The 12890-nt window shown below is 71.1% G+C and carries 13 protein-coding genes; 4 read left to right on the forward strand and 9 right to left on the reverse strand.

What is annotated here, in order from left to right; translation table 11 throughout:
* Positions 1–117: 117 nt before the first annotated feature.
* From ABD831_RS18600 to clpS, 4 genes are all read right to left on the reverse strand, one after another.
* Positions 118–987 (reverse strand): aldo/keto reductase, encoded by an 870-nt coding sequence (locus ABD831_RS18600; RefSeq protein ID WP_344950174.1) that lies wholly within the window; start codon positions 985–987, stop codon positions 118–120.
* A gap of 139 nt (positions 988–1126) precedes the next feature.
* Positions 1127–1894, reverse strand: coding sequence for an MBL fold metallo-hydrolase (locus tag ABD831_RS18605; protein ID WP_344950177.1), 768 nt, complete (start codon positions 1892–1894; stop codon positions 1127–1129).
* A 56-nt stretch (positions 1895–1950) separates the two neighbouring features.
* On the reverse strand, positions 1951–2649 hold the full coding sequence (locus ABD831_RS18610) for a DUF2017 domain-containing protein (RefSeq protein WP_344950180.1): 699 nt from the start codon (positions 2647–2649) through the stop codon (positions 1951–1953).
* A complete protein-coding gene (gene clpS / locus ABD831_RS18615; RefSeq protein WP_344255443.1) occupies positions 2649–2954 on the reverse strand; it encodes an ATP-dependent Clp protease adapter ClpS in 306 nt (101 codons plus the stop codon). Before clpS ends, ABD831_RS18610 begins: the two co-directional genes overlap by 1 nt.
* 73 nt (positions 2955–3027) lie before the next feature.
* On the opposite strand from clpS, the gene ABD831_RS18620 reads away from it, so the two are divergent.
* Entirely contained in the window at positions 3028–4341 is a 1314-nt protein-coding gene (locus tag ABD831_RS18620) for a nicotinate phosphoribosyltransferase (protein ID WP_344950182.1), read from the forward strand.
* Positions 4342–4344: 3 nt separating this feature from the next.
* Positions 4345–4959 carry an isochorismatase family protein gene (locus ABD831_RS18625; protein WP_344950185.1) on the forward strand — a complete coding sequence of 205 codons (615 nt, stop codon included), beginning with the start codon at positions 4345–4347 and terminating at the stop codon, positions 4957–4959.
* 110 nt (positions 4960–5069) lie between these two features.
* On the opposite strand, the gene ABD831_RS18630 is transcribed toward ABD831_RS18625, so the two are convergent.
* The 3 genes from ABD831_RS18630 to ABD831_RS18640 form a co-directional block, all read right to left on the reverse strand.
* On the reverse strand, positions 5070–5885 hold the full coding sequence (locus tag ABD831_RS18630) for a DUF6299 family protein (protein ID WP_344950188.1): 816 nt from the start codon (positions 5883–5885) through the stop codon (positions 5070–5072).
* 184 nt (positions 5886–6069) lie between these two features.
* A complete protein-coding gene (locus ABD831_RS18635; protein ID WP_344950191.1) occupies positions 6070–6744 on the reverse strand; it encodes an IclR family transcriptional regulator in 675 nt (224 codons plus the stop codon).
* 4 nt (positions 6745–6748) lie between these two features.
* Positions 6749–8023, reverse strand: coding sequence for a homogentisate 1,2-dioxygenase (locus tag ABD831_RS18640; RefSeq protein ID WP_344950194.1), 1275 nt, complete (start codon positions 8021–8023; stop codon positions 6749–6751).
* Between the two features lie 82 nt (positions 8024–8105).
* Between ABD831_RS18640 and ABD831_RS18645 the strand changes: the two genes are divergently transcribed.
* Together ABD831_RS18645 and fahA are read left to right on the forward strand one after the other, a co-directional pair.
* Entirely contained in the window at positions 8106–8975 is an 870-nt protein-coding gene (locus ABD831_RS18645; protein ID WP_344950197.1) for a hypothetical protein, read from the forward strand.
* Positions 8972–10207 carry a fumarylacetoacetase gene (fahA, locus tag ABD831_RS18650; protein WP_344950200.1) on the forward strand — a complete coding sequence of 412 codons (1236 nt, stop codon included), beginning with the start codon at positions 8972–8974 and terminating at the stop codon, positions 10205–10207. The genes ABD831_RS18645 and fahA overlap by 4 nt, the downstream gene beginning before the upstream one ends.
* A gap of 29 nt (positions 10208–10236) precedes the next feature.
* Here the strand turns inward: fahA and ABD831_RS18655 are convergent, their stop codons facing one another.
* Together ABD831_RS18655 and ABD831_RS18660 are read right to left on the reverse strand one after the other, a co-directional pair.
* Positions 10237–11799 (reverse strand): DHA2 family efflux MFS transporter permease subunit, encoded by a 1563-nt coding sequence (locus tag ABD831_RS18655; protein ID WP_344950203.1) that lies wholly within the window; start codon positions 11797–11799, stop codon positions 10237–10239.
* A 149-nt stretch (positions 11800–11948) separates the two neighbouring features.
* Complete coding sequence (locus ABD831_RS18660; RefSeq protein ID WP_344950206.1) at positions 11949–12803, reverse strand: RDD family protein; 855 nt, start codon at positions 12801–12803, stop codon at positions 11949–11951.
* Between the last annotated feature and the right edge of the window lie 87 nt (positions 12804–12890).

The following is a 12890-nucleotide window of genomic DNA, read 5'->3' on the forward strand; positions in this document are numbered from 1 at the left end:
CTTGAGGCTAGCCATGACTCCACGCTAGGCCTCAATCGCGGGGCGGGGACGGGCCCGGCCGGCTCGTTCGCGAACCGTAAGGACCCGTCCCTGCGCGCCCTGCCCGGGGTGCGGACGTCAGTCGAGCGTCTCGGCGGAGAGCCGTTCGAGCTCGTCGGCGGACAGCTCGAGGTCGACGGCCTGCACCGAGTCCTCGATGCTCTCCGGACGCGAGGCTCCCGGGATCGGCACCACGATCGGGGCAAGGGCGAGCTCCCAGGCGAGCGCCACCCGCTGCGGGCTCACGCCGTGGGCCTCGGCCACCTCCGCGAAGGCGTCGTGCCTGCTGCCGAGGTCACCGGCCTTGCTGATGCCGCCCAGCGGGCTCCACGGAAGGAAGGCAAGGCCGAGCTCGGCGCACAGGTCGAGCTCCGGCCTGCTGCTGCGGAAGGCCGGCGAGAACTGGTTCTGCACCGACACGAGCCGGCCTCCGAGAACCTCCTGGGCCTCGCGGATCTGGGACGGGTCCGCGTTCGAGATGCCCGCCATCTCGATGACGCCCTCGTCGAGCAGGTCGACCAGGGCGCCGACGGACTCCGCATAGGGCACGTCGGGGTCGGGGCGGTGGAACTGGTAGAGCCCGATGGCGTCACCACCGAGACGCTGAAGCGAGGCCTTCGCGGCCTCCTTGAGGTGGTCGGGTCGGCCGTTCTGCGTCCACGAGCCGTCGCCGGGGCGCAGGTGGCCGCCCTTCGTCGCGACGAGCACGTCCGACGTGCTGCCCGACCACGACGACAGCGCCTTGCCGATGAGGGACTCGTTGTGCCCCACCTCGCCCGCGTCGCGGTGGTAGGCGTCGGCCGTGTCGATCAGTGTGACTCCGGCGTCGAGGGCGGCGTGGATGGTCCGGATCGAGCGGTCCTCGTCGGGCCTGCCCTCGATGGACATCGGCATGCCCCCGAGCCCGATCGCGCTGACCTTCCTCGATCCGATGGTTCGCTGCTGCAACGGTGCCTCCTGGGTTCGGTCTGTCGGGGCGGCGTTCCTCCCGGCGAGTGCCGAGAGCGTGCCGCACCGTCACGGTCCATACCCGGGTACGAGTCGCCATCACCTCGCCGTCCCACGCCGGCACCTCGTCCGGTGGTCCTCAGAGGCAGTAGGTGGCGTCGGGCTCGGCGAGCTCGACCTCGCCGGGCCAGACCGCCGCGGCCTGTGCGCGGCACTCCTCGGGGTCGTTCCACGCCGGGATGTGGGTCAGCATGAGCCGCCCCACTCCCCCGGCACGCACCGCCGCCTCGGCCGCGCGACGGCCCGACAGGTGGATGTCGGGCACCGTGTCACGGCCGTCGACGAAGGCCGAGTCCGCCAGGACCAGGTGGGCGCCGGTCATGAGCTCGTCGAGCTGGTCGCACGTGTCGGTGTCGCCGGTGTAGGCGAGGACGCGGCCACCTGCCTCCACGCGGAAGCCGTAGGCCTCGACGGGGTGGTTGACGCGAACCGGCGTGATGGTGAACGGCCCGACCGTGACGGGGTCGCAGTGACGCACGTCGTGGAAGTCGAAGACGCCGAGGACGTCCTCCGCCTCACCGCCGCCGTAGGCCCGCGCGAGGTGCACGCCCGTGCCGGGTGGCCCCCACACGGGCATCGTCGAGCGCCCCGGGCCGCCGGGCAGGTAGCGCATCATGACGTAGAGCCCACACATGTCGATGCAGTGGTCGACGTGCAGGTGGCTGAGCAGGACGGCGTCGACGGTGTACGGCTGGATGTGGCGCTGCAGCGCGCCCAACGCACCGTTGCCCAGGTCGAGCACGATGCTCCACGTGCGTCCCTCGTGCTGCGCGCGGACGAGGTAGGACGAGGCGGGCGAGCGTGGCCCGGCGAAGGATCCCGAGCACCCGACGATCGTGACGTCCACGTGACGAGCCTAGGTGCCGCCGCCGACGTCGGCCCGGCGGCTGTGCGTCGGATGCGTCACACCGTGTCGGTGCCGGAGTCCTCGCCGGGGAGGTCGTCGTCGTCGTATGCCGCCACGACGTCGCGAAGATCGGTGCCCATGAGCGCCTGGGTCAGGGTCTCCTGCAGCCAGGTGAGGAAGTCGTACCACGCCATCGCGTAGCCCAGCGGATCGTCGTCGTCGATGTCCTCCATCGCGGCGTGGAGGGCCTCGGCGTCCTCCTCGGTGCGCATGCCCATGCGCTCCCCGAGCAGCAGTCGCACGTCGGTCAGTGCCATGAGGAAGGCGGGCGCCTGGGACTCGTCGAGCACGACGCGGTCGCCGACGGCCCGTTCGACGCACTGGAGGGCCACGTCGAGGTTGCCGCTCTTGCGCTGGCGCAGTCCCTCCTCGGTCAGTCGTCGGAACTCGGCGGCGATCTGGTCGTCGCCGCGGTGCGCCGTCGGCAGGAGCCGGTCCAAGGCCGGGTCCCGGTCGGCGAACGACGACGAGTCAGACTCTGGTTCAAGGCCGTTCGGCTCGGCAGGTCGACCATCGGCAGCGCTCAGGGACAGCCCCATCGAGGCGACGAGATCGTCGAACGCGTCACCGGTGGGCTCGATCTCCGGCGCGAGGAGCAGCCGCGTCTGCTGCATGAGCCCCTGCAGCACGATGCGTTCGTTGGGCTCGAGGAGACCCACGTAGAGGCCCTGCTCGCGCAGGAAGGCGCGAGCCATCAGCTGTCCTTCTCGAAGGTCGCCCAGAGGCCGTAGCCCTGCAGGGCCTCGGCATCGCGCTCCATGGACTCGCGCGGTCCGTTCGACACCACGGCACGACCCTTCACGTGCACGTCCATCATCAGCTTCTCGGCCTTGGCGCGCGCGTAGCCGAAGTACGTCTCGAACACCCACGTCACGTACGTCATGAGGTTGACGGGGTCGTTCCAGACGATGGTCACCCACGGCACGTCGGGCGCGACGACCTCGTCGGTGGAGGTCACCTCCTGCTCGACGGGAGCGAGGGAGAGGGTGGCTGCGGTCACAGGGCCACCCTAGGTCCACCGGGGTCAGCGGGGCAGACGGTCCCCGACGCCCGTTCGCGCCTAGGGTGGGCTCGTGAGCCCGACGAGCCCCCGCGCCGCGAGCACGGCGTTGTTGACCGACCACTACGAGCTGACGATGCTCCAGGCCGCGCTCGCCTCGGGCGAGGCGAACCGCCGTTGCGTCTTCGAGGCGTTCGCCCGCAGGCTGCCCGACGGGCGACGCTACGGCGTCATCGCGGGGACGGGCCGGGTGCTCGAGGCGCTCGAGCAGTTCCGCTTCGGTGACGACGAGCTGCGATTCCTCGCGGACCAGAAGGTCGTCGACCGCCGGACCGTCGACTGGCTCGCGGCCTACCGCTTCTCGGGTGACGTCAGCGGCTACGCGGAGGGCGAGTGCTACTTCCCGCAGTCGCCCGTGCTCGTCGTCGAGTCGACCTTCGCCGAGGGCGTCATCCTCGAGACGCTCGTGCTGTCGATCCTCAACCACGACACGGCCATCGCATCCGCTGCCTCACGGATGACGACCGCAGCGGTCGGCCGACCCTGCATCGAGATGGGCTCCAGGCGCACGCACGAGGAGTCGGCCGTCGCGGCGGCCCGCGCGGCCTACATCGCGGGCTTCGACGCGACGAGCAACCTCGAGGCCGGCCGCCGCTACGGCGTGCCGACGACGGGCACGGCCGCCCACGCCTTCACGCTGCTGTACGACTCGGAGAAGGCGGCCTTCACCGCCCAGGTCGACGCGCTCGGCAAGGGCACGACCCTGCTCGTCGACACCTATGACGTCAGGACCGCCGTCGCCCTCGCCATGGACATCGCCGGTCCCGAGCTCGGCGCCGTGCGCCTGGACTCGGGCGACCTGCTCATCCAGGCCACCGAGGTGCGCGCCCAGCTCGACGCGGCCGGCAACACCGACACGCGCATCATCGTGACGTCCGACCTCGACGAGTACGCCATCGCGGGTCTCGCGGCCGGCCCGGTCAGCGGCTACGGCGTCGGCACCGCCCTCGTCACCGGCTCGGGCGCCCCCACGGCATCGATGGTCTACAAGCTCGTGCAACGCGAGGACGCGTCGGGCCGGATGGAGGGCGTCGCGAAGAAGAGCAAGGACAAGGCGTCGGTCGGCGGTCGCAAGTGGGCCATGCGCCGGCTCGACGGCTCAGGGGTGGCGCAGGCCGAGGTCATCGGCATCGGCGAGCACCCGCGCGACGACGGCAACGACCGTCCGCTCATGATCGACCTCGTCCGTGCCGGTGAGGTCGTCGACCACCAGGACATCCATGAGGCACGCGCCCGGCACCAGGCGTCCAGGGCGGAGCTGCCTCGGGCGGCTGCCCAGCTGTCGCGCGGTGAGCCCGTGATCCCCACCATCTACGAGGAGGACTGAGCCATGGACGCATCCACGCAGCGTGACGGCGGCCGCGCACTGATCGTCGTCGACGTGCAGAACGACTTCTGCGAGGGCGGCTCCCTGGCGGTCCGGGGTGGCGCCGACGTGGCTCGCCGCATCAGCGAGCACGTCAACGCCCGGGTGGCGGACTACGACCACGTCGTCGCGACCGCGGACTGGCACATCGACCCGGGTGACCACTTCTCGACCACTCCCGACTACGTCGACTCGTGGCCGGTCCACTGCCTTGCCGACAGCGACGGAGCGGACTTCCACCCCAACCTCGTCGGCGCCCTCGACAACATCGAGGCGGTCTTCCGCAAGGGCGAGCACGCCGCTGCCTACAGCGGGTTCGAGGGCCGCTCGGCAGACGACGAGCACGTGGCGCTCGCGACCTGGCTGACGCAGCACGAGGTCTCCCGCGTCGACGTCGTCGGCATCGCCACGGACCACTGCGTGCGGGCCACGGCCCTCGACGCGCGGCGTGAGGGCTTCGAGACGACGGTGCTGCTGGACCTCACCGCCGGCGTGGCTCGGGCCACGACCGACACGGCCCTCGCCCAGCTCGCCGAGGCGGGCGTGCGCCTGCTCGGCGCACCCACCGTCACGGCCTGACGGCATACGCCAGATGTCTTGTGCGGCAACGACGCCCATCACGCGGGCGATTGGCACGGTGCGTGGTGGCGGCCCCTGTCGCCACCACGCACCGTGCCCTCCGGGTCAGCTCACTTGCCGTTGCGGCTGACCTGGACCCGCTGCTCTACGAAGGCCGCGGAGCACTCGACCAGACCACACGCGAAGGCGACAGAGACATTGGCCGCCTTGCCACCGGCGAAGAGGCCGTTCTGGCTCGTCACGATCGCGTCCCACGGGTGGACCGTGCCGTCGCACTCGAGCGGGTAGACGAAGAACATGCCGGAGATCTTGACCCGACCCACCTGCTGGACGAGCTCCCCCTCGATGTCGCTCTGGTAGCCATCGGCGTTGATGCACGAGTAGGTGCCGGTGAGCCGGGCGCTGCCGTCCTTGTAGGCGGTCGCTCGCGGGTCGACGGTCACGGTCGTCTCAGGCGCCGGCGGTGTGGGCTCGAAGGTCGCGACGAGGTCGCCGCCGTTGACGCCCGGAGTGTCCGAGAAGGCCATGACGTAGTAGGTCGTCCCAGCTGCTCCGCTGGCTGCGGCGACGCCGGGCGAGCAGGCGACCAGCTCGCCGCCCGCCGTGGGGCTGCCGGCCACGATGGCGACGCCGGCCGAGTAGCCGGAGTCGCGGACGTCGACAACGAGTCCGGAGCCGGTCGTGTCGGTGTAGGTGAACCAGACGCTGGCGTTGGTGGCCGGCGCGCCGCAGATTGCGTTGAGGCCCGCGTCGACGGTGTCCGTCGTCGCGGTGCGCGTGTCCTGGGTGATGGTCTTGGGCAGCGACGTGATCGCGGTGGCACCGGCGACGGTGTCGTTGGTCGGCGCCGCGGAGGCCGTCGTGGCCCCGAGGGGCGCGAGCAGGGCTGCAACAGCAAGCGCGACGAGAAGGCGTGGTGCTCTCATGGATGATCCCCTATCCCTGTGGGCACTCCCCGACGAGCGCCTCGATCCACTAGACCGCTGTGGGATCGCGAGGGTTGTCGGGTCGGACATCTCCAGACGAAGTCTTTACGGTCGTGCCCGGAATGGGCCGATTCCGATGGTGCTCACGACGACGTCCCGGGCGGCGCGTCCGTCCGTCGGCCGATCAGCGCAGGACGGCGCGCAGGGCTCGGGCCGCCTGCTCGAGCCGTGGCCCGACGATGCGGACATCGAGCGACTCGAGGGAGACGACTCCGACCGATGCCTCGATGCCGCCGGGGGCGCGGTCGGAGCTTGTCGAGAGCGAGAGGGCGAGCCCGTGCGCCCCGGCCTGGAGCTCGCCGTCGGTGCCGACGACGCCGCGTTCCCCTCCCCGTCCCGCCAGGATCGCTCGCCCTGCAGCGCCCTGGTCGAGCCGGTGCCGAGCCCCGGAGCGATAGGCCACGTGGACGTCGGTCCAGGACGGTTCGACGACGACGAGCGCGAGCGCCTCGTCACCCTCGGCGATGGTCAGGTGGGCCGTGGCCCCCACGGCGTCGGCCAGCTCACGCAGCACGGGTCGCGCGTCGCTGCGCACGACCGGCGTGACGGCGGAGGCCAGGCGGCTGATGCCGAGAGCCAGGCGCACCCGCCCGTCGACCGCCCGAGAGACGAGGTGGTGATCCTCCAAGGTGGTGACGAGCCGGTAGACGACGGGTCGTCCGACCCCGAGCCGGGTTGCGAGCTCGGTGATGGTCAGGCCCGCCGAGTCCCCCGCGTCCGCCAGCGCCTCGAGCACCCGGATGCCGCGGTCGAGCGTCTGGGAGGCCTCCCCACGCGCGCTCCCCGAGGGGCCGGGCACGCGCTCAGCCCTCGGAATGGGGGCTGCCGGGCACTGCCGGGCGGCCCGCGCCCTTGGACCACGACATGGCGTAGAGCCCGTCGTCGACGGCCAGGCCTCCCTCGCCGAGCTCGAGCGGGCGGAACGTGTCGACCATGACGGCGAGCTCGTCGAAGCTCTCCACGCCGATCGAGCCCTCGGTCGCACCGGGCTGGGGGCCGTGGGGATGGCCACCCGGGTGGACCGAGATCGACCCCTTGCCGATGCCAGAGCCCTTGCGGGCCTCGTAGTCGCCGTCGACGTAGAACATGATCTCGTCGCTGTCGACGTTCGAGTGGTAGTACGGCACCGGGATGGCGAGCGGGTGGTAGTCCACCTTGCGGGGCACGAAGTTGCAGATCACGAAGTTCCACCCCTCGAAGACCTGGTGCACGGGTGGCGGCTGGTGGATGCGCCCGGTGATCGGCTCGAAGTCGCGCACGTTGAAGACGTAGGGGTAGAGGCAGCCGTCCCACCCGACGACGTCGAGCGGGTGGAAGGGCAGCGTGTGGATCGTGCCGACGACACCGCCCGGGCCGTTGCCACGGTGCTTGATGTAGACCTCGGTCTGCTCGTCGGGGCTGGCACCGACGTCCTCGGCGAGCAGCGGGCCCGCGGGCTGGCGCAGGTCCCGCTCGCAGTAGGGGGCGTGCTCGAGGAGCTGGCCGTACTTGCTGAGGTAGCGCTTCGGCGGTGCGATGTGGCTGTTGGCCTCGATGCAGTAGGCACGCAGCGGGTCCGTCGTCGACCGCTCGGGGATCCATCGGTGCGTCGTGGCTCGCGGGATGACGACGTAGTCGCCCTCTCCGACCTCGAAGGAGCCGAAGACCGTCTCGACCCTGGCGCGGCCGCGCTCGACGTAGACGCACTCGTCACCGATGCCGTTGCGGTACCACGGGCTCGGTGCGCCGGCGACGGCATACGAGATGCGCACGTCGCCGTTGCCGAGGACGAGCCGCCTGCCGGTCACGACGTCGGTTCCGGGGACCGCCTCGGCCTCGAAGAGGTCGTGGAGCTTGAGGTGGCGAGGCGTCAACGGGTGGTTCGGGGTCGTCGACTGGTCGGGCACCTCCCAGACGGCGGCGCCGATGGTCGTCGACGGGATGTTGCGGTGGTAGAGCAGCGAGCTGTCGGAGCTGAAGCCCTCCTCACCCATGAGCTCCTCGTAGTAGAGCTCGCCCGGCGTGCTGCCCGCGCCCGGTCGGCGGTGCTGGGTGTGCCGCTTGGGCGGGATGCTTCCGATCGCCTGGTAGTGCGCCATGGGCGAGAGCCTCTCCGTCGAGCGCGTCCGATGAGCGGACGCGGGTGTATCGCTATTGCAACAGTGGAGTACGCTCCCGGTCATGTCAAGGACGCCGTTCGCGCCCCTCTTCGACCGCCTCGTCGACGACGCCGCGGTCTTCCCTCCCGGCCTGTCACCGCTCGACGTCGCGGTGCGCGAGCACCTCGACCGGCGCACCGGTCCGTATGCCGCCCACATCGGTCCCCTGCTCGTGCCCGCCACGGATGCGGGCGAGCTGGCAGCCCTCGCCGCGGCAGATCCACGCACGTCGGAGCTGCCCCTCGAGGTGGGCCTCGTCGTGCGCCCGGGTGCGCCCGTGCAGCCGCTCGTCGAGGCTCTTGCCGCGCTGCGGGACCACGACCGGGTGCTCGTCACCGCAGCCGAGCTAGGCTGGTCGGAGGAGTGGCGGCGGGTCCTCGACGCCGACGTCCCGGTGGTCGTCGAGGTCGGACTCGGTGACGACCAGGCCCGCGGGCTCGACGACGTCGCAGCCGCTGTCGACGACGAGCGCGACGTGGCCGTCAAGTTCCGCACCGGCGCGACCCCGACGTGGGCGTGGCCGGACGAGCAGTCGCTCGGCCGGTTCCTCGATGCCGTCGTCCTGCACGGACTGCGCTTCAAGCTCACCGGAGGACTGCACCACGCGGTCCGGGGCAGCGACGCCGGCCAGCCCGTGCACGGGGTGCTCAACGTCCTGCTCGCGACCCATGAGGCACTGCACGGCGCAGAGGCAGACGAGCTCGCCGGCGCCCTGGCCCGCCACGACACCGAGGTGCTCGTGACGGCCCTGTCGAGCCTGAACCCCGTCGAGGCCCTGCGCGTCCGCGCGAGCTTCACGAGCTACGGCTGCTGCGGCGTGCTCGACCCCCTGACCGAGCTCGAGGCGCTCGGACTCATCACCGTGACCGACGCGAAGGAGCAGCACCCGTGACGACCTGGCTCGACGTGCCCGACGACCACCTCTTCGGCATGGACAACCTGCCCTACGGCGTCTTCAGCACGGCCGACGACCCGACCCGACGAGTCGGTGTGCGCATCGGCGACCTGGTGCTCGACGCAGGAGCCGTCGCCGCCATCGGGCGTGACGCGGGGCTCGTCGGAGAGGGGCCCGACCTCGCCACGGCGTGGCAGACCCCGAGCCTCAACGCGTTCCTGTCGTTGGGTCGGCCGGCCTGGACGGTCGCGCGCGAGTGGCTGACCGAGATCCTCGGTGACGACGTGCACCGTGGGGGCGTCTCGCCCCACCTGCACCACCTCGCCGACGTCGTGCTGCACCTGCCGATCGAGGTGGCCGACTACGTCGACTTCTACGCCAGCGAGGACCACGCGAGCAACGTCGGGCAGATCTTCCGCCCGGACAACGCGGCCCTGCCACCGAACTGGAAGCACCTGCCCATCGGCTACCACGGGCGTGCGGGCACGGTCGTCGTCTCCGGTACCGACGTCGTGCGTCCCACCGGTCAGCGCAAGGGGCCGCAGGACGCCGCCCCCGTCTTCGGGCCGAGCATCCGCCTCGACATCGAGGCAGAGCTCGGTTACGTCGTGGGCGGCGCGACCGAGCTCGGCTCCCGCGTCTCCGTCGACGAGGCCGCCGACCACCTCTTCGGCGTCGTCATCCTCAACGACTGGAGCGCCCGGGACATCCAGGCCTGGGAGTACGTCCCCCTCGGCCCGTTCCTCGGCAAGTCGTTCGCCACGTCGGTCTCGGCCTGGGTCACCCCGCTCGAGGCGCTGACGGCGGCCCGCGTTCCCCTTCCGGGACAGTCGGATCCGGAGGTGCTGCCCTACCTTCGCGGTGACGCCTTCGGCCTCGACGTGCACGTCGAGGTCAGCCTCGACGGCACGGTCGTCTCGCGCCCCGAGCATGCCGGGATGTACTGGTCGCCGGCGCAGATGCTCGCGCACCTCACCGTGAACGGCGCCTCCCTGCGGGACGGCGACCTCTTCGGCTCGGGGACGATCAGCGGGCCGACGCGTGACACTCGCGGCAGCCTGCTCGAGCTGACGTGGAACGGCACCGAGCCGCTGACGCTCGCCGACGGCACGACCCGAGGCTTCCTCGAGGACGGCGACACCGTCACCATGACGGCCTGGGCGCCGGGACCCGACGGCTCGCGCATCGGCCTCGGCGACGTGACCGGCACCATCCGACCCGCCCGCTGAGCCCCCGGGGCGGCCGGTGGCTGCCGCTCTCAGTGCAGGATGACCGGCGCCGCCTCGGTCTGGTCGTCGAGGAAGTGGGACTCCTCGTGCTTCCGCGGCAGGAACGACGCCGGGATCAGGGTCAGGGCCACGAGGATCGCAGCGACGAGGAAGGTGGCACCGAAGGCGTCCGCGGCCTGGGCCAGGCCTTCCTGGACCGCGGCCGGGCCGCCGATGTCGTCGACGAGGCTCGGGTCGTGCGACGCGGCGATGGCCGGACCCGCCAGGGGGGCGGCGCTGAGGTAGTTGGTGAAGACCACCGAGATGACGGCGACACCGACCGAGCTCGCGATCTGCTGGGTGATGTTGAGCAGCGTGGAGCCACGCGCCACCTGGTGGCTCTGCAGCGTCTTGAGCGCCGAGGTCATGAGCGGCATCATCGTGCCGCCCATGCCGAGGCCCATGACGAAGAGCACCGGGATCATGAAGCCCCAGTAGGGGGTGTCGACCGAGACCTGCGTCAGGGCGAACATCCCGCCCGTGATGGCGAGCAGCCCGAAGGGCACGATGCGTCCGACCGGGATGCGGTCCGAGAGGGCGCCGGCGATCGGCATCGTCACCATCGCGCCGAGGCCCTGGGGCACCATGAGGAAGGCCGCATGGAGGGTGTCGAGCCCTCGCACCTGCTGGAGGTAGGTCGGCACGAGGAGCAGCCCGCCGAAGAAGGCCGCCGCGAAGAGGAACATCGTGATCGTCGCGACGGTGAGCCGCCGGTTGCGGAAGAGCCGCAGGTCGAGCAGCGGGTGCTGGGGTCGGAAGCTGTAGAAGACGAAGGTGACGAGCATGACGAGCCCGATGCCGAGCGGGATGAGCACCTTCCTGGAGATGAAGGTGCCCTCGCCCGGGATCGAGCTGATGCCGTAGAGGAAGAGCGCGAGGCCGGGCGACATGAGGAGCATGCCGACGACGTCGAAGGACTCCGACGGCTCGGGAGCGTCGGACGGTAGGGCCCACAGGGCGTACAGCGCCGCGACCACGCCGATCGGGACGTTGATGAGGAAGATCCAGTGCCAGCTCGCGACTTCGATGAGCCAGCCACCGAGGATGGGTCCGAAGATCGGGCCGAGCAGCATCGGGACGCCGAGGATCGCCATGAGCCGACCCATCCGGGCCGGGCCGGCTGCGCGGGTCATGATCGTCATGCCGAGCGGCATGAGCATGCCGCCACCGAGGCCCTGCAGCACCCGGAAGCCGATGAGCAGCTCGATCGAACCGGCGGTGGCACACAGCGCGGAGCCCGCGGTGAAGAGGGCGACGGCGAGGATGTAGAGCCGCTTGGTGCCGAACCGGTCGGCTGCCCAGCCCGTCAGCGGGATGACCGTCGCGAGCGCGAGGGTGTAGGCCGTGACCGTCCACGCGACGGTGGAGTAGGGCAGGGGCTCCTCCGGACTCTCGGCGAACACCGTCTGGAAGGTCGGCAGGGCGATGTTGACGACCGTGATGTCGAGGATCGACATGATCGCGCCGAGGACGACGACCCCGGCGATCTTGAGGACGGCCCCGTCGATGGTGTCGGGGTACTCGGGCTGGGCCGTAGGGGTGTGAGCAGACACGGGGACTCCCGTTCGGGCGGTGGTGCGCGACGCCTCACGCCGCGGTCGCGGGACTGCCCGCGAGGCATCCATTCTCGCGCCGGCCACCGACAACGGCGCAAGCGAGTTACGCCGCCGGCCGACCCGTCACCCTGCCACGGGGAGCCTGCTCACGCCTGCTTGCGCGGCTGCTTGCCCTCGACGACCTGCGTGCTGGCGACCTTGTCGTGCAGGGCCTGGCGCTTGTCGTCCCACAGGGGCCAGAGCCCGTCGAGCAGGAAGACGAGGAAGTAGACGCCGCTGACGAAGGGCACGAGCTGGAGCGCGGACAGCAGGCGGCGGCGGATGGCCGTCACGATGTCGAGGGGGCCGGGTGCATCGGCTCGCCGGACGCTGATGCCGAGGGCCATCTTGCCCGGGGTCTGTGCGGTCGTCGTCCAGAAGGCGATGCAGTAGACCGCCGAGAAGACCCACGACACGAGGCCGGCCCTGACCGCCTGCCCCGCGACGTCGTTGATGAGGGAGCTCGCCGTCGTCTGGTCCCCCGCGGCGGCCGCGTCGATGACGCGCTGGATCGAGGTGAAGTACTCCGGGACGAAGGCCCGCAGGAGCAGGTAGGAGCCGATGCCGAGGATGATGCCGTCGAGGATCCACGCCCCGAAGCGCTTGCCCCACGACGCGAGCGGGATGCCGTCGGCGGTGGTGCGGATGTTGTGCATCCACTGAGCGTTGGCCGGTGCCTGCTGGTAGTAGCCCTGCGGCGCCTGCTGCTGCGGCGCCTGGGACGGCGTCTGCCAGCCGCTCCCCTGCGGCATCGGGGTGGTGGGCGTGGGCGCACCGGTGCGGTCCGGCGGCACCTGCCCGTGCTGCGCCTGCTGGCTCTGCTGCGGCAGTCCGATGGTGCTCTGCGACACGGTCGGCGACTTCTTCGGAGCGGTGTGGTTGGTCCACGTCACGCCGTCCCAGTAGCGGAGCATGTCGGCGTTGCTGGGGTCGTCGTACCACCCGGAGGGCTGCTGGCTCATGGCTCAACTGTGCCACGACGGCGGTCGACCGCGGACCCGGCATGCCGGGTCCGCGGTCGATCGGCCGCTGACCCGGCATGCCGGGTC

Source organism: Terrabacter ginsenosidimutans, assembly GCF_039539425.1.
GTDB classification, from domain to species: Bacteria; Actinomycetota; Actinomycetes; order Actinomycetales; family Dermatophilaceae; genus Terrabacter; species Terrabacter ginsenosidimutans.

Bases quoted from the DNA above. Each gene is read 5' to 3' on its own strand.
- ABD831_RS18610 (WP_344950180.1), bottom strand. From the start codon at position 2,649: ATGGCTCGCGCCTTCCTGCGCGAGCAGGGCCTCTACGTGGGTCTCCTC.
- ABD831_RS18625 (WP_344950185.1), top strand. From the start codon at position 4,345: ATGGACGCATCCACGCAGCGTGACGGCGGCCGCGCACTGATCGTCGTC.
- ABD831_RS18630 (WP_344950188.1), bottom strand. From the start codon at position 5,885: ATGAGAGCACCACGCCTTCTCGTCGCGCTTGCTGTTGCAGCCCTGCTC.
- ABD831_RS18640 (WP_344950194.1), bottom strand. From the start codon at position 8,023: ATGGCGCACTACCAGGCGATCGGAAGCATCCCGCCCAAGCGGCACACC.
- ABD831_RS18645 (WP_344950197.1), top strand. From the start codon at position 8,106: ATGTCAAGGACGCCGTTCGCGCCCCTCTTCGACCGCCTCGTCGACGAC.
- ABD831_RS18660 (WP_344950206.1), bottom strand. From the start codon at position 12,803: ATGAGCCAGCAGCCCTCCGGGTGGTACGACGACCCCAGCAACGCCGAC.